This is a genomic window from Paenibacillus diazotrophicus, assembly GCF_042610465.1.
Window position 1 is genome coordinate 1 of the sequence record NZ_JBGJZN010000007.1, and the last position, 18,187, is coordinate 18,187.

Annotated in this window: 17 protein-coding genes and 6 tRNA genes; 19 read left to right on the forward strand and 4 right to left on the reverse strand. The window is 48.3% G+C overall.

Features of this window, described 5'->3' with window-relative positions; all coding sequences use genetic code 11:
• Window positions 1–147 precede the first annotated feature (147 nt).
• From ACAN54_RS22715 to ACAN54_RS22745, 7 genes are all read left to right on the forward strand, one after another.
• Entirely contained in the window at window positions 148–687 is a 540-nt protein-coding gene (locus tag ACAN54_RS22715) for a DEAD/DEAH box helicase family protein (protein ID WP_379160942.1), read from the forward strand.
• Between the two features lie 79 nt (window positions 688–766).
• Window positions 767–841: transfer RNA gene (locus ACAN54_RS22720), tRNA-Glu, on the forward strand.
• A 119-nt stretch (window positions 842–960) separates the two neighbouring features.
• Window positions 961–1,034: transfer RNA gene (locus tag ACAN54_RS22725), tRNA-Met, on the forward strand.
• 7 nt (window positions 1,035–1,041) lie between these two features.
• Window positions 1,042–1,119, forward strand: a tRNA-Asp gene (locus tag ACAN54_RS22730).
• A 40-nt stretch (window positions 1,120–1,159) separates the two neighbouring features.
• Window positions 1,160–1,234, forward strand: a tRNA-Gly gene (locus ACAN54_RS22735).
• Between the two features lie 6 nt (window positions 1,235–1,240).
• A tRNA-Arg gene (locus tag ACAN54_RS22740) sits at window positions 1,241–1,317 on the forward strand.
• Window positions 1,318–1,340: 23 nt separating this feature from the next.
• Window positions 1,341–1,419 (forward strand) — tRNA-Leu (locus ACAN54_RS22745).
• Between the two features lie 461 nt (window positions 1,420–1,880).
• Here ACAN54_RS22745 and fabV read toward each other — a convergent pair.
• A complete protein-coding gene (fabV, locus tag ACAN54_RS22750; RefSeq protein ID WP_379160944.1) occupies window positions 1,881–3,071 on the reverse strand; it encodes an enoyl-ACP reductase FabV in 1,191 nt (396 codons plus the stop codon).
• Between the two features lie 407 nt (window positions 3,072–3,478).
• Between fabV and ACAN54_RS22755 the strand changes: the two genes are divergently transcribed.
• From ACAN54_RS22755 to yajC, 8 genes are all read left to right on the forward strand, one after another.
• Window positions 3,479–4,156 (forward strand): BofC C-terminal domain-containing protein, encoded by a 678-nt coding sequence (locus tag ACAN54_RS22755; protein WP_379160946.1) that lies wholly within the window; start codon window positions 3,479–3,481, stop codon window positions 4,154–4,156.
• Window positions 4,157–4,390: 234 nt separating this feature from the next.
• A complete protein-coding gene (gene ruvC, locus ACAN54_RS22760; protein ID WP_379160948.1) occupies window positions 4,391–4,894 on the forward strand; it encodes a crossover junction endodeoxyribonuclease RuvC in 504 nt (167 codons plus the stop codon).
• Window positions 4,891–5,514 carry a Holliday junction branch migration protein RuvA gene (gene ruvA / locus ACAN54_RS22765; RefSeq protein ID WP_379160951.1) on the forward strand — a complete coding sequence of 208 codons (624 nt, stop codon included), beginning with the start codon at window positions 4,891–4,893 and terminating at the stop codon, window positions 5,512–5,514. The genes ruvC and ruvA overlap by 4 nt, the downstream gene beginning before the upstream one ends.
• 29 nt (window positions 5,515–5,543) lie before the next feature.
• A complete protein-coding gene (gene ruvB, locus ACAN54_RS22770; RefSeq protein WP_379160953.1) occupies window positions 5,544–6,551 on the forward strand; it encodes a Holliday junction branch migration DNA helicase RuvB in 1,008 nt (335 codons plus the stop codon).
• A 41-nt stretch (window positions 6,552–6,592) separates the two neighbouring features.
• Complete coding sequence (locus ACAN54_RS22775) at window positions 6,593–8,677, forward strand: SpoIID/LytB domain-containing protein (RefSeq protein WP_379160955.1); 2,085 nt, start codon at window positions 6,593–6,595, stop codon at window positions 8,675–8,677.
• 9 nt (window positions 8,678–8,686) lie between these two features.
• Window positions 8,687–9,715 (forward strand): tRNA preQ1(34) S-adenosylmethionine ribosyltransferase-isomerase QueA, encoded by a 1,029-nt coding sequence (queA, locus tag ACAN54_RS22780; protein ID WP_379160957.1) that lies wholly within the window; start codon window positions 8,687–8,689, stop codon window positions 9,713–9,715.
• A 21-nt stretch (window positions 9,716–9,736) separates the two neighbouring features.
• Window positions 9,737–10,873 carry a tRNA guanosine(34) transglycosylase Tgt gene (gene tgt / locus ACAN54_RS22785; RefSeq protein WP_379160959.1) on the forward strand — a complete coding sequence of 379 codons (1,137 nt, stop codon included), beginning with the start codon at window positions 9,737–9,739 and terminating at the stop codon, window positions 10,871–10,873.
• A gap of 51 nt (window positions 10,874–10,924) precedes the next feature.
• Entirely contained in the window at window positions 10,925–11,239 is a 315-nt protein-coding gene (yajC, locus tag ACAN54_RS22790) for a preprotein translocase subunit YajC (RefSeq protein WP_074112186.1), read from the forward strand.
• Between the two features lie 75 nt (window positions 11,240–11,314).
• On the opposite strand, the gene ACAN54_RS22795 is transcribed toward yajC, so the two are convergent.
• Together ACAN54_RS22795 and ACAN54_RS22800 are read right to left on the reverse strand one after the other, a co-directional pair.
• Window positions 11,315–12,154, reverse strand: coding sequence for a phosphatase PAP2 family protein (locus ACAN54_RS22795; protein WP_379160962.1), 840 nt, complete (start codon window positions 12,152–12,154; stop codon window positions 11,315–11,317).
• 96 nt (window positions 12,155–12,250) lie between these two features.
• Window positions 12,251–12,643, reverse strand: coding sequence for a TIGR04086 family membrane protein (locus ACAN54_RS22800; RefSeq protein ID WP_379160964.1), 393 nt, complete (start codon window positions 12,641–12,643; stop codon window positions 12,251–12,253).
• Window positions 12,644–12,937: 294 nt separating this feature from the next.
• Between ACAN54_RS22800 and ACAN54_RS22805 the strand changes: the two genes are divergently transcribed.
• Window positions 12,938–13,705 carry a YetF domain-containing protein gene (locus ACAN54_RS22805; protein ID WP_379160966.1) on the forward strand — a complete coding sequence of 256 codons (768 nt, stop codon included), beginning with the start codon at window positions 12,938–12,940 and terminating at the stop codon, window positions 13,703–13,705.
• 7 nt (window positions 13,706–13,712) lie between these two features.
• On the opposite strand, the gene spoVB is transcribed toward ACAN54_RS22805, so the two are convergent.
• Window positions 13,713–15,311 (reverse strand): stage V sporulation protein B, encoded by a 1,599-nt coding sequence (gene spoVB / locus ACAN54_RS22810; RefSeq protein ID WP_379160968.1) that lies wholly within the window; start codon window positions 15,309–15,311, stop codon window positions 13,713–13,715.
• Between the two features lie 174 nt (window positions 15,312–15,485).
• On the opposite strand from spoVB, the gene ACAN54_RS22815 reads away from it, so the two are divergent.
• The 3 genes from ACAN54_RS22815 to secF all read left to right on the forward strand — a co-directional run bounded on the left by ACAN54_RS22815 (window position 15,486) and on the right by secF (window position 18,099).
• Window positions 15,486–15,740 carry a post-transcriptional regulator gene (locus ACAN54_RS22815; protein WP_379160970.1) on the forward strand — a complete coding sequence of 85 codons (255 nt, stop codon included), beginning with the start codon at window positions 15,486–15,488 and terminating at the stop codon, window positions 15,738–15,740.
• A gap of 216 nt (window positions 15,741–15,956) precedes the next feature.
• Window positions 15,957–17,207, forward strand: coding sequence for a protein translocase subunit SecD (gene secD, locus ACAN54_RS22820; RefSeq protein WP_379160972.1), 1,251 nt, complete (start codon window positions 15,957–15,959; stop codon window positions 17,205–17,207).
• Window positions 17,197–18,099 carry a protein translocase subunit SecF gene (secF, locus tag ACAN54_RS22825; protein WP_379160974.1) on the forward strand — a complete coding sequence of 301 codons (903 nt, stop codon included), beginning with the start codon at window positions 17,197–17,199 and terminating at the stop codon, window positions 18,097–18,099. The genes secD and secF overlap by 11 nt, the downstream gene beginning before the upstream one ends.
• The last annotated feature ends 88 nt before the right edge of the window (window positions 18,100–18,187 follow it).

An 18,187-nucleotide genomic window follows, 5' to 3' on the forward strand; every position in this document is an offset into this window, starting at 1 on the left:
GACCGTTAAGCCCTCCAGCGCCGATGGTACTTGGACCGAAGGGTCCTGGGAGAGTAGGACGCCGCCAAGCACTGAAAGCCATTGTCGAGCAATCGACAGTGGCTTTTTTGTATATATTAAGCAATGTGATATCTTAGGGGTGCTCTTATGATCATTTGGGTGAATGGTGCGTTTGGTTCCGGTAAAATACAAGTTGCTTATGAACTGCATCGCAGGCTACCACAATCTTTTGTTTTTGACCCTGAAAATACAGGTTTCTATATTAGAGATAACATACCGCCAGTTATATCAAAATTAGATTTTCAGGATTATTTTCTATGGAGAGATATTAATTATCTAATGTTGAAGTATATAGACACTGAGTACGCTGGTACGGTTATTGTACCAATGACAATTGCTGATCCAACCTATTTTATGGAGATTACAGGCAGACTAAGGGATGAGAGGATACTGGTTACTCAATTTACCTTATGTGCTTCCCGTGAAACGCTTTTAACAAGATTACGCAGCCGTGGAGAGGGAGAGGACTCATGGTCTGCCAAGCAGATTGAACGATGCGTTGAGGGCTTGAAAGATGAGGTGTTCCACTATCATTTGGACACAGAACTGCTGTCCGTAGAAGATGTGGCAGAGAGTATTGCACTACAGTTAGGTATCACACTTTTGCCAAGGAACCGTGGACACTGAAATGAAATATTTATGTTGCTATAATCTCAAAATGTTGATATAATATTTTTTGTTGTCGAAAGATTATTAAAGTGTATGAGGCTCGTTGGTCAAGGGGTTAAGACACCTCCCTTTCACGGAGGTAACATGGGTTCGAATCCCATACGAGTCACCAATTTCTTTTATTGCTTATGAGTTCTTAGACCAATGGTATTAATAAGGTTTGCATTTAGGGCCAGAATGTGTTAAGATCATTAAGTTGCTTCTTTCAATGAATAGAACATTTATTACTGACGCGGGGTGGAGCAGCCCGGTAGCTCGTCGGGCTCATAACCCGAAGGCCGCAGGTTCAAATCCTGCCCCCGCAATTAATTTGGAACCGTGGTGTAGTTGGCCTAACATGCCTGCCTGTCACGCAGGAGATCGCGGGTTCGAATCCCGTCGGTTCCGCCATCAATATTTACTTAAGTTATAAATGATATACATACCGTGTGCGGACGTGGCTCAGCGGTAGAGCATCGCCTTGCCAAGGCGAGGGTCGCGGGTTCGATTCCCGTCGTCCGCTCCATAATTTGCGCCCTTAGCTCAGCTGGATAGAGCGTTTGACTACGAATCAAAAGGTCGGGAGTTCGAATCTCTCAGGGCGCGCCATTTCTACTTATAAACAATAATACGCCGGCGTGGCGGAATGGCAGACGCGCTCGACTCAAAATCGAGTGGGAAACCGTGGAGGTTCGAGTCCTCTCGCCGGTATAACTCAATAGCCTTGTTAATCGCTTTTGGCGGTTTACAAGGCTATTTTTATTATCTGTCAGTCACCTGGTAAAGTTCTATTGAGGACTGGCAACCTGCTTGAATATGCTCCACTGAAGCTTGAACTGTGATGAGGCCGGGCTTGTCATGAAGGCATTACCGTTGGCTGACAAAACTAATCTGCTGTACGATAAGATCATTACATTTGTATTTTATGAGATTACATAGATCTGCCTAAATCCAAGCCATAATACCACGAAAATAAAAAACTATTTGGAGAGCATGAGCAGCTTGAATTCATGGAAAGTTATAATGCCCTGCTGAATAGGTGCCCAAGCATGTAAATGAAGAGATATAAAAGTTTTGAAATGCAGGTGATAAAAGTGTAAATGCGAAAAGCCGCCTCCCGAACTACAGGAAGCGGCTTCTTCGTCAATTGAAGAGCGATATTTCAACAATCTTTAAACCTGGTTGGGGATCTCTATCGAAGGATCGGTATCGGCCTCGTAGTCCACACCTTCAGTCTGGAAGCCAAAAAGGTGGAAGAAATCTTCACGATAACCTTCAAGGTCTGCCAGTTCAGGAACATTATCCGTTTCAAGCTCATTCCAGCGTCTCATAACCTCGATTTGTACATCCTCGCGCATTTCCCAATCATCAATACGAATCAGGTGGCTGCCGTCTGCAGCAGCTTTACCGCCATTGTAAAGATGCTCTGCGAATAAACGGTACATTTGCTGGATGCAATTTTCATGCAGATCTTTTTCCTTCATCACTCTGTACAGTGCTGAAATGTACAACGGAACAACGGGAATGGCCGAGCTAGACTGTGTGACAAGCGCTTTGTTAACCGATACAAAAGCACGTCCGCCTCTTGCAGACAGCTTCTGATTCAGCGCGATAGCAGTCTGCTCCAGATCATTTTTGGCCTGTCCAATCGTTCCGTCCCGGTAGATCGGATGGGTAATCTTTGGTCCAATGTAAGAATAGGCTACTGTGGTTGCCCCATCTGCCAGTACTCCGGCTTCCTGCAGCTGGTCAATCCACATTCCCCAATCATCCCCGCCCATAACAGCGATTGTCTGGCGGACTTCTTCGTCTGTCGCGGTCTCAATGGTAACCGTAGAAACCTCTCCGGTATGGAAGTTCATGGTTTTGTTGGTATAAGCAGTGCCTACCGGTTTAATCACGGAGGAGAAGGTTTCACCCGTTACAGGATGGGTACGACGCGGAGAAGCAACACTATACACTACAAGATCCACCGTGCCATACTCAGCCTTGATAAGATCAATGGTTTTGGTTTTGATAGCATCAGAGAAGGCATCCCCAACGATGCTGTGGGATTTGAGGCCTTGCTCTGCAGCTGCCTGTTCAAAAGCGGCGGAATTATACCAGCCTGCAGAAGCTGTACGGACACCTTCAGCAGCTTTGTCAAAGAACACACCGATCGTATTGGCTCCAGCTCCAAAAGCGGCAGCAATCCGCGAAGCCAAACCGTATCCGGTAGAGGCACCGATAACGAGCACGTTCACGGGTCCGGTTAACTTCTTTTGTGATTTTACATAATCAATTTGTTCTTGTATTTGTTTGGAGCACCCTACCGGATGGGCGGTTGTGCAAATGAATCCGCGGGTTTTTGGCTGAATGATCATCAAGGATTACCCCTTTGTTTTAGTTTTTAACTTTTTTCACTAATATAGAGTATAGCAAATGATGACGCAGAAAGATAAGTATGAATGTATTATTATATATATTAGAGCATTTGGGTGATAGAAAAAACTGCTATTTCTATGGTGAATAGGAAGTTAATTAGAAATTGTCGCCACTTTATTGCGGCTGTTCGAGCTATTAAGTCTGGTTGGCCATAGGGAATGAAATCCGGGATATACTGCAAATTTTCTGCTCCTGCGCATAAATGTTCCCTCCACAGGTCACAATAGGGAAAAAGCAGAATGAAGGGATCCACGTGAATGCTTTTCGCTTAAAGAAACAATTGTGGCGGCGATGGAGACGTTGGAAAAAGGCCCCCTGGGTAGGAGCGGCTTGTATCGTCTTAACGATGCTGGCCTGGCGCGGTATGCAGGTCCCGGAGGAACTCAGCAGCCTGCTGCGTGATTCAGCATGGACTGTACCAGACAATCTTAGCGGGCTAAGTCATCAGGTGCAAACCGGCCATCTTGGAGGAAGTGTGTCAGCTGCAGCCGCAGTATACAGCCATACTGATGACAACAGCAGTGAAGAGGCAGTTGTGCTTGATCATAAGCAGTTGCTCAGGGCGGTAAGTGCAGAGCCGTTTCGCCGAACGGTCCACTTAATAACCACATATATTTCCGGTGATGAGACTTTGACTCTTCCGGAGAAGAAATCGATTGAACAACTCAAAGAGGTCATTGCTGCACACCCAGACTGGAAAGGCTGGATTAGCGCAGATGGTGATTTGTGGATCAAACACAGTGTCAATGATTTGTCACCCCAAATCAAGAAAGATGCTTTTATCGGGATGGATGAGTATGGGAATCTGAATCTCTTCAAAGGTCCACCAACGGATGAGAAGGTGCTGAAAACTTTTTTTCAAATGGATATGGGCTCTATGAAGTCCTCGTTGCCGGAGGATATTCTGAATCAGCTGCATGAGGGTATCCGTGTACAGGATGTTGAAGAATACAATAGCGTTCTGTCCACTTTCAGTGATTATGCAAGGGACTCGTCAGAACAGGTTATGCAAAGTGAGGATTAACTTATACGAAACCAAGGCAGCTTCTGTGCTGATGTGCTACAGCCAGAGCGGCCTTTTTGTGTTTTGGCGATACGCTGGGACCAAAGTTCCTATTCTCGGTAGACCAGAAACTTTTATACTCCGGGAAGATAGATTTTGCTATAATGATTAGAAGGAATACATATGTTCGCTTCACGGCGGAGAAATGGATGAAACAGTAGGAATATTCTGTCTGATTAAGAGGAGAGATTGGATTTGCGCATCTTGGGAATTGACCCGGGGCTGGCAATTGTCGGCTTTGGCTTTGTAGATAAAGTAGGAAATAAATTAACTCCGGTTCAGTACGGGTGTATTCAGACCGAGGCGCATACACCGGAAGAGGAACGTCTGCTGCATGTCTACGAAGGAATGGTACAGCTGATTGATAAATACAAGCCGGATACGGTTGCTGTAGAAAAACTATTCTTTAGCCGCAATGTAACCACAGCGCTTCCAGTAGCACAGGCTAGAGGCGTGGTTATCCTGGCTGCTGTCCAGGCTGGACTTCCCGTTGCAGAGTATACACCAATGATGGTGAAGCAGGCTGTGGTTGGCTATGGCAAGGCGGAGAAGAAGCAGGTACAAGAAATGGTTAAGCTGCTGCTGAAGCTATCGGCTGTACCTAAGCCTGATGATGTGGCGGATGCTCTGGCGGTTGCGGTATGCCATGCCCATTCCGTAAGTCTAAATTCCAAATTAAATGAGGTATTGCGAAAATGATAGATTACTTAAGAGGACCGGTTGTACATTTGGAGTCAGAATATATTGTTATGGACGTTCAAGGCGTAGGATACCGGGTGTTCTGTCCGAATCCATATGCTTTTGCCAAATCAGAGGGACCTGTGACTGTCTATATTCATTACCAGACCCGTGAGGATGCGACCCTATTGTTCGGATTCGCAACAAGGGAAGAGCAGAAGCTGTTCCGTAAACTGATTGAAGTATCGGGTATTGGCCCGCGGGTAGCACTGGGTATTCTGACCGGAGGAACACCTGACCAGCTAATCTCAGCGATTTATCAGGAGAATATTACCTTCCTGACCAAGCTCCCTGGAATCGGCAAGAAAACGGCCCAGCGGATGATTCTGGATCTCCGCGACAAGCTGGACGGCCTGAGCGGAGCATCTATGCAGACCGGACTGTTCGCCGTAGCCGCTGAAGCACAGGCTGCAGCAGAAGCGCTGCCTTGGGAGGAAGCACGGGACGGGCTGAAGGCCCTCGGCTATACTGACGCTGAACTGGACCGTGTATGGCTTACTATGAAGAAAGAAGGCACAGATACTGGAGCTGTTGATGTGCTGATGAAGAAGGCGCTGGGGCTGCTGTTTATAGCCAAATAGGGTGTTTGACAGAACGGAGTGATAGATAGATGGATGACCGGATTATATCGGCTAACCTGATGATGGATGAGCAGGCGGTGGAGTTAAGTCTGCGCCCCCGTTATCTGGGGGAATATATCGGACAGAATCAGGTAAAAGAAAATCTGAAAATATATATAGAAGCTGCCAAAATGCGGAATGAGGCACTTGACCATGTGTTGCTCTATGGCCCGCCAGGACTTGGTAAAACAACTCTCGCGAATATTATCGCCAACGAGCTGGGTGTCAATCTGCGTACAACCTCCGGGCCAGCCATTGAACGGCCTGGAGATCTGGCTGCGCTGCTGACCAATCTTCAGCAGGGGGATGTGCTGTTCATTGACGAGATCCACCGGCTTCACCGTACGGTTGAGGAGGTCATGTACCCGGCGATGGAGGATTTCGCGCTGGACATCATGATTGGTAAAGGGCCAAGCGCCCGCTCGGTGCGTCTGGACCTGCCGCCCTTTACGCTTATCGGAGCAACAACCCGTGCCGGGCTGTTGTCTGCACCTCTGCGGGACCGATTCGGTGTTGTTAGCCGGTTGGAGTATTATAATATTGAGGAACTGAGCTTCATTGTTTCTCGTAATGCAGAGCTTCTTGGCATTGAGATTCTCGGTGATGCTGCTGAAGAGATCGCTTTGCGTGCCCGGGGAACTCCACGTATCGCGAATCGCCTGCTGAAGCGGGTCCGCGACTTTGCACAGGTGCGCGGCGATGGAATTATCACACCGGAGATTGCAGCAGAGTCGCTGAAGATGCTCCAGGTGGACCCGCGCGGACTGGACAGCATTGATCACAAGATGCTTCATTCCATGATCAGTTCTTTCCGGGGCGGGCCTGTAGGTCTGGACACCATAGCTGCAACGATTGGAGAAGAGAGTCAGACCATAGAGGATGTATATGAGCCTTATCTGCTGCAGATTGGCTTTTTGCAGCGGACGCCGCGGGGGAGGGTCGTGACCCCTGCTGGTTATCAGCATTTGGGTCTCCCGATACCTCCACAGCCGAAATAATCGTTGTTCTGCTATCATTATTATTTTTAGGAGGCATCTAGATGAAGCTTGCCAAGTGGAAAAAGACAGGAGTAACCTTGCTTGCAGGTGTTCTTATTGCAGGCGGCCTTCTTGTTCCTGCCGCTGACAGTTACGCCGATTCAAACGCAACTATCCGGGTTGCGCTGTATGCCGATATTGGCAGCAAATATAAATCTACCGTCCCTTTCGTGACGTTGAGTTCAACGATGGACTTCAGCCTGATGTCCGGTAGTGCTAAGCTGCTGCCCATTCCGGCGAATAACAAAATCCGTATCAGCCTCGACGGGTATAAGGTCAAGGTAATGGACAGCCCCACATGGCAGGCAGCCGCAGAAGCTGCCAAAAGACTTCAATCAACCTCCGATAAACCGCTGCTCTTTGTAGCTTCACGGAATGGGGCACCTGTCTATCAGTTGTATACAGGTCCTTATACGAGTGAAAATGCGGCTAAGGAAGGCTTGAACCGGATCGGCAAAGCAGGCCTAGCCTTGCCTCAGGGGCAGGTTCCGGCTTTGACGGGAAGCAAACATTTGTCTGCCGGTACCTTTCCTTCCCTGCAGGAAGCGGATGCTGTCATGAATACGATCACAGCTGCCGGGTTTGATGCCTGGAAGACGCTGGTGAGTGGAACTGACGGCAGTACACAAGTGGAAGTGTGGGTGGGGGAAGCGGCGAGCGACGGTGAGCTTGCTGCTCTGCGTACAGCTGTAACGATCGCGCTCCCGCAGCTTGCTATATCCGAAGGGGCAACTGCCATGCCGGGAATGATGATCCGCACGGATGCGGGAATGGACTGGAGCAGTGAGAGCCAAGCGTTTCACTATCAGGTATCTGGCACAGGAGCCAAGTTTGTGGTGTCTGGGAATTCTGCAGGCATTCAGCTGCTTGAACGATCCAAACGTATTTATCGCGGTAATCTGGAGCTTAGCGGACTCGGCGGATCTTTGGCTGTAATAAACGAAGTTCCACTGGAGCAGTATTTGTACGCAGTCGTTGGCGGAGAGGTATCTTCGGGTTGGCCGCAGGAGGCGCTTAAGGCACAGGCCGTAGCAGCACGTAGTTATGCACTGGCGCAGGGCAACCGCTTTGATGTAGCCAATGTGGTAGATACTACACTCAGCCAAGTCTACAACGGTATCGGCGCTGAAGCACCGGTGATAACCAAGGCAGTGGATGCTACCGCCGGTGAAGTGTTGATGAGCGGAGGCAAAGTTGTTGAAGCCGTATTCTCCTCCAATAGCGGTGGTGTGACAGCTGACCCGTCGGAGGTATGGGGCAACGGAGGCAATGCTTTTGTCAGTGTAGCCAGTGCTGAGGATTCCGCCGCAGTTGCTACATCGAAGAAGTGGTATTACCTGCTGCTTGACAGCGGGGTCTCGGGTTATGCCCGGGAGGACAATATCAAATTGACTGGCAGTAAAACTGCGGCTGGTCTTGATACGGCCACAGCGAGCACCAGTGATGTGAATATCCGTCCGTTACCTGTCATTGAGAGCAGTGTCAGTCCCATAGGCAAGCTGAATCCCGGTGAAAATGCTGTAGTTCTGGATCAGTTCTACGAGAATGGAAGCTACACCTGGATTAAAGGGCCTTACAGCTCAGCGGAACTGCTCAAGAGTCTAACAGGAAAGGTTAGCAGTTCCCTGCCGTCGACTATCGCCACTCTGGAGGTTGCACAACGCGGGCCATCTGGAAGAGTAACTCAAGTGAAAGCTAATGGTGGGATTCTGCAGGTGAAATATCCTGATTTGTTCCGCTCAGCACTGGGCGGGTTGCCCAGCACATTGTTTGATATTGTACCTGCCGGCAGTTATACTGTATTAGGCGCTGACGGCTCTAAGGGGACTGTTAACAGCTCGCAGAGCACTGGAGTGCTGTCCGCATCCGGCATCGTGACGGTGAAAGGCAGCGGTACAGTTGTCATGGGTGCAGATACATCGTCCAGGGCAGTCACGAACAGTTCCGGCTTTTATTTTATCGGCTGGGGAAATGGCCATGGGCTCGGTATGTCCCAATGGGGAATTAAGGGCATGGCTGACAAGGGGTATGATTACACACAAATATTGCAACACTATTTTAATAACGTTACTATAGTTAAGGAATGAAGACTGACCATGAATGTAGACGATTATGATTTTCATTTGCCGGAAGAACTCATAGCCCAGACTCCGCTGCCTGACCGCAGCGCATCACGGCTCCTGCTCGTGAATAAGGACAATGGACAACTGCAGCATAAGCATTTTACGGATATACTGGACCAATTCCAGCCCGGTGACACACTGGTTCTGAATGATACACGAGTGATTCCCGCACGGCTCTTCGGCATAAAAGAAGACACGGGTGCGAAGGCGGAGGTTCTACTGCTGAAGAATCTCGGTGAAGACCGCTGGGAAGCGCTGGTGAAGCCCGGCAAGAAGCTGAAGACCGGAGCAGTGATTATTTTCAGTGAGGAGCTTCGTGCAGTTATTGAAGACGAGGCTGATATGGGGGGCCGGACGCTCCGTTTCATCTATACAGGGATTTTTCAGGAGATTCTGGACAGGTTGGGAAGCATGCCGCTTCCACCCTATATCAAGGAGACGCTGGATGACCGCGAGCGTTACCAGACAGTGTATGCCAAACATGAAGGTTCTGCGGCCGCTCCGACTGCGGGCTTGCACTTCACCCGGGAGCTGCTGGAGCAAATCAAAGCTAAAGGCGTCACAATTGCCTATATTACGCTTCATGTAGGACTTGGAACCTTCCGTCCTATGTCTGTAGAGAAGGTTGAGGAGCATGTAATGCATGCTGAGTACTTTGTTCTGTCCAAGGAGACAGCAGATGTACTTAATGCTGCAAAAGCCCGGAATGGACGAATCATAGCTGTTGGCACAACGTCCTGCAGAACACTAGAAACGGTGGGGAGACAATCCCAAGGCGGCCCAATAGAAGAGTGCAGCGGCTGGACGGATATTTTCATCTATCCCGGCTATACCTTTACCGTGGTAAATGCACTGATTACTAATTTTCATCTGCCTAAGTCTACACTGGTGATGCTGGTTAGCGCGCTGGCTGGACGGGAGAATATCCTTGCCGCCTATGAAGCTGCAATAGAACAGCAGTACAGATTCTTCAGTTTTGGCGATGCAATGTTTATTTATTAAGCAAGAGGAAGGGTTAAGTATATGGCAGCAATAACTTATGAACACATTAAGACCTGCAAACAATCGGGTGCGCGGCTCGGCCGGGTGCATACACCTCATGGTGTAATTGAGACTCCAGCCTTTATGCCTGTGGGTACGCTCGCTACGGTCAAAACAATGAGCCCAGAAGAGCTGAAGCAAATGGACGCTCACATCATTCTGAGCAACACATATCATCTGTTTCTGCGCCCTGGACATGATATTATCCGCGAAGCCGGCGGCCTGCATAAATTCATGAACTGGGACCGGCCGATTCTGACGGACAGCGGAGGTTTTCAAGTCTTCTCACTGAGTGATATGCGTAAAATCACTGAGGAAGGCGTGCATTTCCGTTCCCACCTGAACGGGGACAAGAAGTTCCTCTCGCCGGAAGTAGCGATGGAGATCCAGAATGCCCTGGGTTCCGATATTATGATGGCTTTTGATGAGTGTCCGCCGTATCCGGCAGAATATGATTACGTTAAAAAGTCACTTGAACGTACTTCACGCTGGGCCGAAAGATGCCTTAAAAGCCATGCCCGTCCTGAAGACCAAGGGCTGTTTGCCATCGTTCAAGGAGGTATGCATGAGGATTTGCGGCGCCAGAGCGCGGCTGATTTGACTTCCATGGATTTCCCGGGGTATGCTATTGGAGGACTCAGCGTCGGAGAGTCCAAGCAGCTTATGTATGAAGTACTGGATTATACGGTTCCGCTGCTGCCACAAGGAAAACCGCGTTATTTGATGGGCGTGGGATCACCGGATGCGCTTTTGGAAGGGTCAATCCGCGGAGTGGACATGTTTGACTGTGTCCTGCCTACGCGTATTGCCCGCAATGGAACGACGATGACCAGTCAAGGAAGACTCGTAGTGCGCAATGCACAGTATGCACGTGATTTCGGGCCGCTCGATCCGGAATGCGACTGCTATACCTGCCGGAATTATTCCCGTGCTTATTTGCGCCATTTGATCAAAGCCGATGAAACCTTCGGTTTGCGGTTAACGACATACCATAATTTGCATTTCCTGCTGGATTTGATGCGTAAAGTGCGTGAAGCCATCAGGGAAGATCGGCTGCTTGATTTTCGCGATGAGTTTTTTGCACAATACGGATTATATGATAATCTGAAAGGCTTCTAGTACGGTTACAGCTGGATTGTGCTTTAGTGTTTTTGGAAAGGGGGGAGAAATATGGTACAGCAATTTCATTTTGCAGCAGCTTCAGGGGGCGGTAGCATCCTGGGTCTAGTAGGCCCATTTGTGCTTATGTTTGTAGTATTCTACTTCTTGTTGATTCGTCCACAGCAGAAGAAGACCAAAGCTCGCAACGGAATGTTAAAATCCTTGAAAAAAGGCGATAAGGTAGTGACTATTGGCGGACTTCACGGCACGATTATGGAAATTTCCGATGATATTGTGGTCTTGCGGGTAAATGATGTAACCAAGCTGACCTTTGACCGGGGCTCCATCAGTCACTCTGTTGTCGAAGTAGAAGACAAAGAGTAAATAGTAAATTACATAAAAGCGGCGTCCTCTTCTTATGGGGACGCCGCTTTTTTAATGCTGTAGACTTTGGTTATATTAGTTGATTTCAGTTGCACGGCTGCGGACAGCGAGTTTGGCTTCTCCGCTGCGCAAGGTCAGCTTGGCGAGTTGGACAGCTACCGTAGTTGATAGAATGGCAAGCAGAGTGCCGCCCATCATGTCGGTCAGCCAGTGAATACCCAGATAGAATATGCCGAATACAATGATGACCGCTGACACAGTGGTAATCACCATCCAGCGCCGATTGCCGGAACGGTAAGCGAGCAGTGCTGTTGATACAGAAATTGCCGTGTGCAAGCTTGGAAAACAATTGTTCAGCCCTGAAAGTGGTCTGTATTCCTGCTCAAACCTCGGAAATACATCCAGCATGGTAAACCGGACACCCGCCGGGACATAGGACCAGACCTCATTCACCGGGAAGTAAAGATAAAACGGAATGGCGACCGCATAATTCAGAATAATCGTATAGCAGGTCGCATACAGCATCACACGGTTTTTATCCAGCAGATAGACGCCGAGTGAAGCGGCCAGCACAGACTGAAGCATGAAAATATAAAAGAATACAATAATCGGTGTCAGCCAGGGAGTGAAAAATAGATGCTGCAAATTCCTTACAAAATGGCCTTCAAGCCCAAAAACGAATGAGGTGTAATCCGATGTGAGATTCAGCTTCCTCTCAATCTGGAGTTCGTATTTATTCAGAGCCAGCACACCGAACATACCCACAACCAGCAGCAGGAATTTGTAAGAGCGCAGAAGTTCTTTTCCGATCTCAACAAAAGCCAGCAGCGGATTGCGAAGGGTACTAAGCCACATCAATACAGCAACAATTACAACCGTGTACAGCACTACATAATTCATGGATTGGTAAAGCAAAACAATCGAAGCCTCCTTGATCCTGCATGAAGTCATATAAAATCAGTTTACCATATTTTAAGGAGTCGGATTCGATTTTTTGAGAAATTAAATTATTTAGGATTTATGTAAATTAACCCCAAACATTCCACCGAATGCTGCGATGCCTGAAGCAGCAAGTATCCATAAACAGTCTATGCCGGCAGGTGCACTATCCAATGCCAAAAAACCAATCAGTAATACAATTATTCCGTAGAAAGCCCCCGTCATTCCCCCGTGATACCAGCCCCTGCTCGATGATCTCCGGCCTGCGGTCAATCCACCGAAGGCGGCAGCAATGCCATGTACAATATAGGTGTACATGGTAAGATCCTGTTCTTCGAGTCCGCTACCCCACAGGAACAGGGAGAGGACAACCGCTCCCAGCAGCATCCATAAGAAGGAGCGGCACAAACCGGATAATACAGGACTCGATATTCTCCACGAGAACAGGCGCCGTATTAAATACATGGTACAACCTCCTAAATGTTTTTTGAGCGATACCCCACGAGTTTAGCTACGAAAAAAACTGCCCCGGGAAGCATATGCTAAGTTTTTTGTACGATACAATGCGCAAGGTTAATTACTAACTATTGTATGGGGAGGCTTGCCCCAATAGTACAAGAATAGTCATGACGTCTTTTTACCATTAATTAATAACCCGTCTTCCGAATGTTCCCTCGGCTGAGAGGCCAGAATAGGGGTACATAAATGTGCCCTCTCCCAACAAAAGCGGGGGGTCAATGGAAGGGGAGCGAAGAGAATATGTTCCAGCATATTTCTGCCCATATATTCCTGACTGTGCTGATGTATATCTTCATTTTCCTGTGCATGCGGATTATGGGTAAAAGGGAAATCGGTAAGCTCTCGGTATTTGATCTGACGATCTCCATCATGATTGCCGAGATAGCGGTTTTTTCAATTGAAGATATAGAACGGCCAATTTATGACGGTCTGGTGCCGATGGCAACGCTGGTGCTTATTCAGATCCTCGTCGCACAGCTTAGCCTGAAGAGTAGAAAGCTGCGACTGCTGATCGACGGCAAGCCAAGCATTCTGATTTCGGACGGTAAGCTGCACCGAGGAGAGATGCGTAAGCAGCGGTATAACATTGACGATCTGATGCTTCAGTTGAGAGGTCAGAATATCGACAGCCCGGCAGATGTAGAATTTGCGATTCTGGAAACGAGCGGCCAACTGACCGTTATCGAAAAAAACAAAGGCATATCTTCCACTAATCAAAGTGGTAATAGCAGTACTGCAGCAGAATCGGGACAGCCTAACGGGAATTCTGAAGGGAATAGTTCAGACCGTGTGAAGCTGCCAAGCCATAAAATCAGATATGAAGGACTGCCGATTCCACTTATCATGGATGGTAAGGTACAGGACCAGAATTTGGAAATGATCGGAAAGACGAGATTCTGGCTCAGAACCCAAATTCGGCAAAAGGGTGTCTCGGATTTTCGGGATGTATTCCTATGCTCCATTGACCATAAAGGCAGAGTATATGTAGATCGTCTGCATAACCATTGAATGCTGTTCAGCGCCATTTTTTAAAAAAAGGCACCCGGTCCAGATCATGGACAGAGATTAAGCCTGACAGAAGGCAGATTCCAAAGTAGATCGCCATTCCACTGCATGAGGCTAACAAAAATTGTACCCACTGAACGGAAGCAATTGGGACGGAGGTATAGATATATGACATACCTGCTGCCATAATGATCATTGCGGCAAATGTTTTGAGCGGATCGGCCAATCTCAGCGATAGCGATACCAGCCTGATCACGCTGATTCCGTGCAGAAGAGTCACCAGAATGCTGTTGACAATAATGGCGATAATCGCTCCATAGATGCCGTACTCTGGTTGTGAAGCCAGGCCGAGAATCAGCAAGATTTTGATGACCGCGCCAATCAGGGTATTGACCAAAGCTCTACCCGGCCGTTCCATCGCCTGGAGAGCCGCCTGAAGCGGTGCTTGGACATATAGAAACAAAGCGAAAGGGGCCATCATCCGCAGCATCGGGGCCGTATCGGCATTGCCGTACATTAATGTACAGAGCGGTACAGCAAAAATGTACATAACGGCAGCAAACGGTGCACCGGTTACCATGGCTAGGCGTAGCGCCTGATGCATTCGTTTGTGGATCGTGGGCAGATCATGTCGCGCCGCAGCCTCTGATAAAGAGGGGACGAGAGACACAGCGAGTGAGGAGCTGAGCACCCCAGGCAGAAGCAGCAAGGGAATAACCATCCCCTGGAGGGAGCCGTATTGAGCGGTGGCCGCAGCGGTAGCAATTCCAGCGAACGCGAGGCTGCGCGCAGTGATAATGGATTCCAGCAAGTAAGAGAATGAACCCACAAGACGTCCCGCAGTGACAGGAACAGAAATCCGGATCAACCGCTTCAATATGGAGAGATCCCTGTTGGAAGAAATGGAGTGAAGCGCCTTTCCTGGTGCAGGTTCAGAAGAATCTGAAGTGAGGGATAAACCTGTCTTCTTGTCCTTTTTTACGATAAAATAATATTGCCATAGAAGCGCCAGCATTCCGACGACTTCTCCGACGGTTACCCCCAACATCGCTCCGGCAGCGGCATAGGCGATTCCCCTCGGAAGCAGCAGCCAGGAGAACCATAACATAAATACAATTCGAATCACCGATTCCAGTACAGAAGACAGTGCCGAGGGAATCATGTTCTGCCTGCCTTGAAAGTAGCCTCTATAAATTGCGGACACGGCAACAATGGCGATCATGGGTGTCATACTTATGAAGGTGTAATAGACACGGTTGTCCGTCAGAACTACACTCGAAACCCATGAGGCGCCGAAAAGGGAAAGCAGTGTAAAAAAGACACCAAGTCCCAGACTAAGAGAAAGTCCGGTATGCAAAATCCTCTTGGATTCCTCCGGGCGCCCCTCTCCTTCGGCTTCAGCGACCATTTTGGCAATTGCCAGCGGGATTCCTCCGGTGATAATGGTAACCAGCACAATGAAAAACGGATAACCAAGCTGATAGAGACCTACGCCCTCGGCGCCGATCACACGCGGTAAAATAATCCGCGGAATAAAACCGAGCATCCGGTTAATGATGCCTGCGGCCAGCAATATCAAGGTTCCTTGTATAAAGCTCTGTTTCCTCAAAGGGCACTCCTTCTTCCCAAAGTAGTCTCTCATACATTGATATGCGGCTGAGGGTCCTTTCGATGACAAGCTTTAGTTGTGACAACTTTTCAGCAGGAAGAAGGAAACCGGGAAGTATAGTCGAATACATACTGTGAACATGCATAAGCGAGCGATCTTTGGAGGTGTCAACACGTGGAATCGGAACAATGGAATTACGAACAGCTTAGTGATGAATTCGAAGCCATGTGCCGCAGTAAAGCGGAGGAATTTCGGCTCCTCGGCTATGAATATGTAACGGGCAAGGATATTTGGGATTGCGTTAGCCGCAATTACGCCAAGGAAGGCAGGCCTGCCCTGCATAAGCTGGTGAATGATATCTATTCACTCAAGGCCAATAGTTATATGAACTATCTGACTATTGCCGCTTATCGCGGTTTGAACGCATAAAAGGAACGATTTGCTTTTGCAAACGGGTTCAGGAAGCGTTAAAGTAAGAGAAGAGTAATTCACCATTTCCTATCAAAAACGGATGGCTTGCCGCTTGAGCAGAGCCGGCCGTTTCTTTGTGTGAAAAATGTAACGTCATTCCTTCCTGAATTGACGGTGATTTCGCACGTGGCTATAATAGGAATATTGAGTAATGAAAGGGGAACTAGCAAGAGCATGAAGAGAATGTTGAGCTTTATTATTACCGTGCTCGTATTGACAGGAGTCATGGTGTTTACCACTCCCGGGCTGCTGGACAAGGTCCGTCTGGGTCTTGACCTGAAAGGCGGCTTCGAGATCCTGTATCACGCCGAGCCGATGGAGGCGGGCGCTGAATTAACCCGTGCTTCACTCCAAAAGACTGCGGAAAGCCTGGAAAAACGGGCGAACGCGCTTGGAACAAGCGAGCCTGAGGTTACTACCGAAGGAACGGACCGCATCCGTCTGAAGATTGCGGGCGTTACCGATGAGGCCGAAGTCCGCAAGAAAATGAAAGAACCTGCTGTTCTTACTTTCCGTAGTGCCGCTCCAGGCGATGCTGCCGGAACCTACAGCAAGATTGAGCTTGTAGGTAGTGATTTTGTAGAAGGTGCGGCAGATGTTCAACGCGATAATCTGAACCGGCCGGAAATCAGCATCAAGGTCAAAGATAAGTCCAAATTTGCTGAGATTACCAAACGTCTGGTGGGACAGAAACTTGTAATCTATCTTGATGATAGAATGCTCTCAGATCCCAATGTCAATACAGAGATCTCTGATGGCAATGCTTCAATCTCCGGGAATTATACGCTGGATCAGGCCCGTGAATTGGCTGATACCATCAACCTCGGTGCGCTGCCATTGAAACTGACCGAGAAATATTCCCAAAGCGTAGGCGCAACATTGGGTAAACAGTCACTGGATCAGACCATCAAAGCTGGTCTTGTGGGTTCTGTAATTATTCTGATCTTCATGATCGGCATGTACCGCCTGCCGGGTGCTCTTGCCAGCTTCGCGCTGATCCTTCATACCTGGCTGCTGATTGCGGTGTTTGTCATTGCCGACTTTACCTTGACTCTCCCTGGTATTGCCGCATTTATTCTCGGTATAGGGATGGCGGTTGATGCCAATATCATTACCAATGAACGGATAAGGGAAGAAATGCGCAGCGGCAAGAGCATACTGTCTTCTGTCAAAGCAGGGAACAAAACTTCTTTCCGTACAGTAATGGACGCGAACGTAACCACTATCATTGTAGCGGCTGTAATGTTCGCTTTTGGTACCGGTGCGGTTAAAGGTTTTGCACTGATCCTGATTGTGGAAATTGTGCTTAGTATCGCAACGAACCTTTATTTTGCCCATTGGCTGCTTACCGTGCTCGTTAAAGCCGGTGCGCTGAAAAAGCCGAAGCAATTTGGGGTAAAGGAGAGTGACATAAGTGCGCTTTAAAAAAGAGCTTGATTTTGTACACCTGAGCAAATTTTTCTATATTTTTTCCATTGCCATTACGATAGCAGGTCTAATCTTTCTGGCAACTATGGGCTTGAACTATAGTGTTGACTTCAAAGCGGGCTCTAATGTGGATGTGGCGTTGTCGAAGAATATCACCCTGGAACAGCTTAAACCTGCTCTGGATGGTCTTGGGATCTCGAGTGAGCCGACAATCACATTGGGTGAGAAACGTGTAAATATCCGTTATGATAAGGAACTTGACAACACTCAGGATCAGGCACTGAAAGCTTCGATTACCAAGCTGGATGATAAAGCCTCCTTCGAGGTCAATACTGTAGATACGGAAATGGCCAAAGAACTGGCGCGTAATGCCATCTATTCTGTGCTTCTCTCCTGTCTCGGGATTATCATTTACGTAAGTATCCGCTTTGAATGGCGGTTTGCCTTGGCTGCGATTGTAGCGCTCATCCATGATGCGTTTATCGTCGTATCCGTCTTCTCCATTTTCCGTCTGGAGGTCGATTTGACTTTTATAGTCGCTGTCTTGACGATTATAGGTTATTCCATCAATGATACGATCGTTATCTTTGACCGTATTCGTGAGAATCTGCGGTTCGGCAAGCAGAAAACCTATGAGGATCTTAAACTGTTGGTTAACAAAAGTGTGTCCCAGACTCTTCTGCGGTCCCTTTATACAGCATTTACGGTGTTTATTGCCGCATTCTTCCTGCTTATTCTTGGGGGAGAGTCGATCAAAATGTTCTCTCTTGCGATGGTTATCGGTTTGCTTTCCGGAGCGTATTCATCTATCTTTATCGCAAGTCCGCTCTGGTTGCTGTTGAAGAAGCGTCAGAAGACGGCCGTAAAGAGCAATCCGGCCAAAGCCTAAAGCCAGTTACACCCGAAAAGCCGCGTCAAAGACGACGCGGCTTTTCGAAATCTTTGGAGTGGAATGTCTGGCCAAGCAGTCATCATGA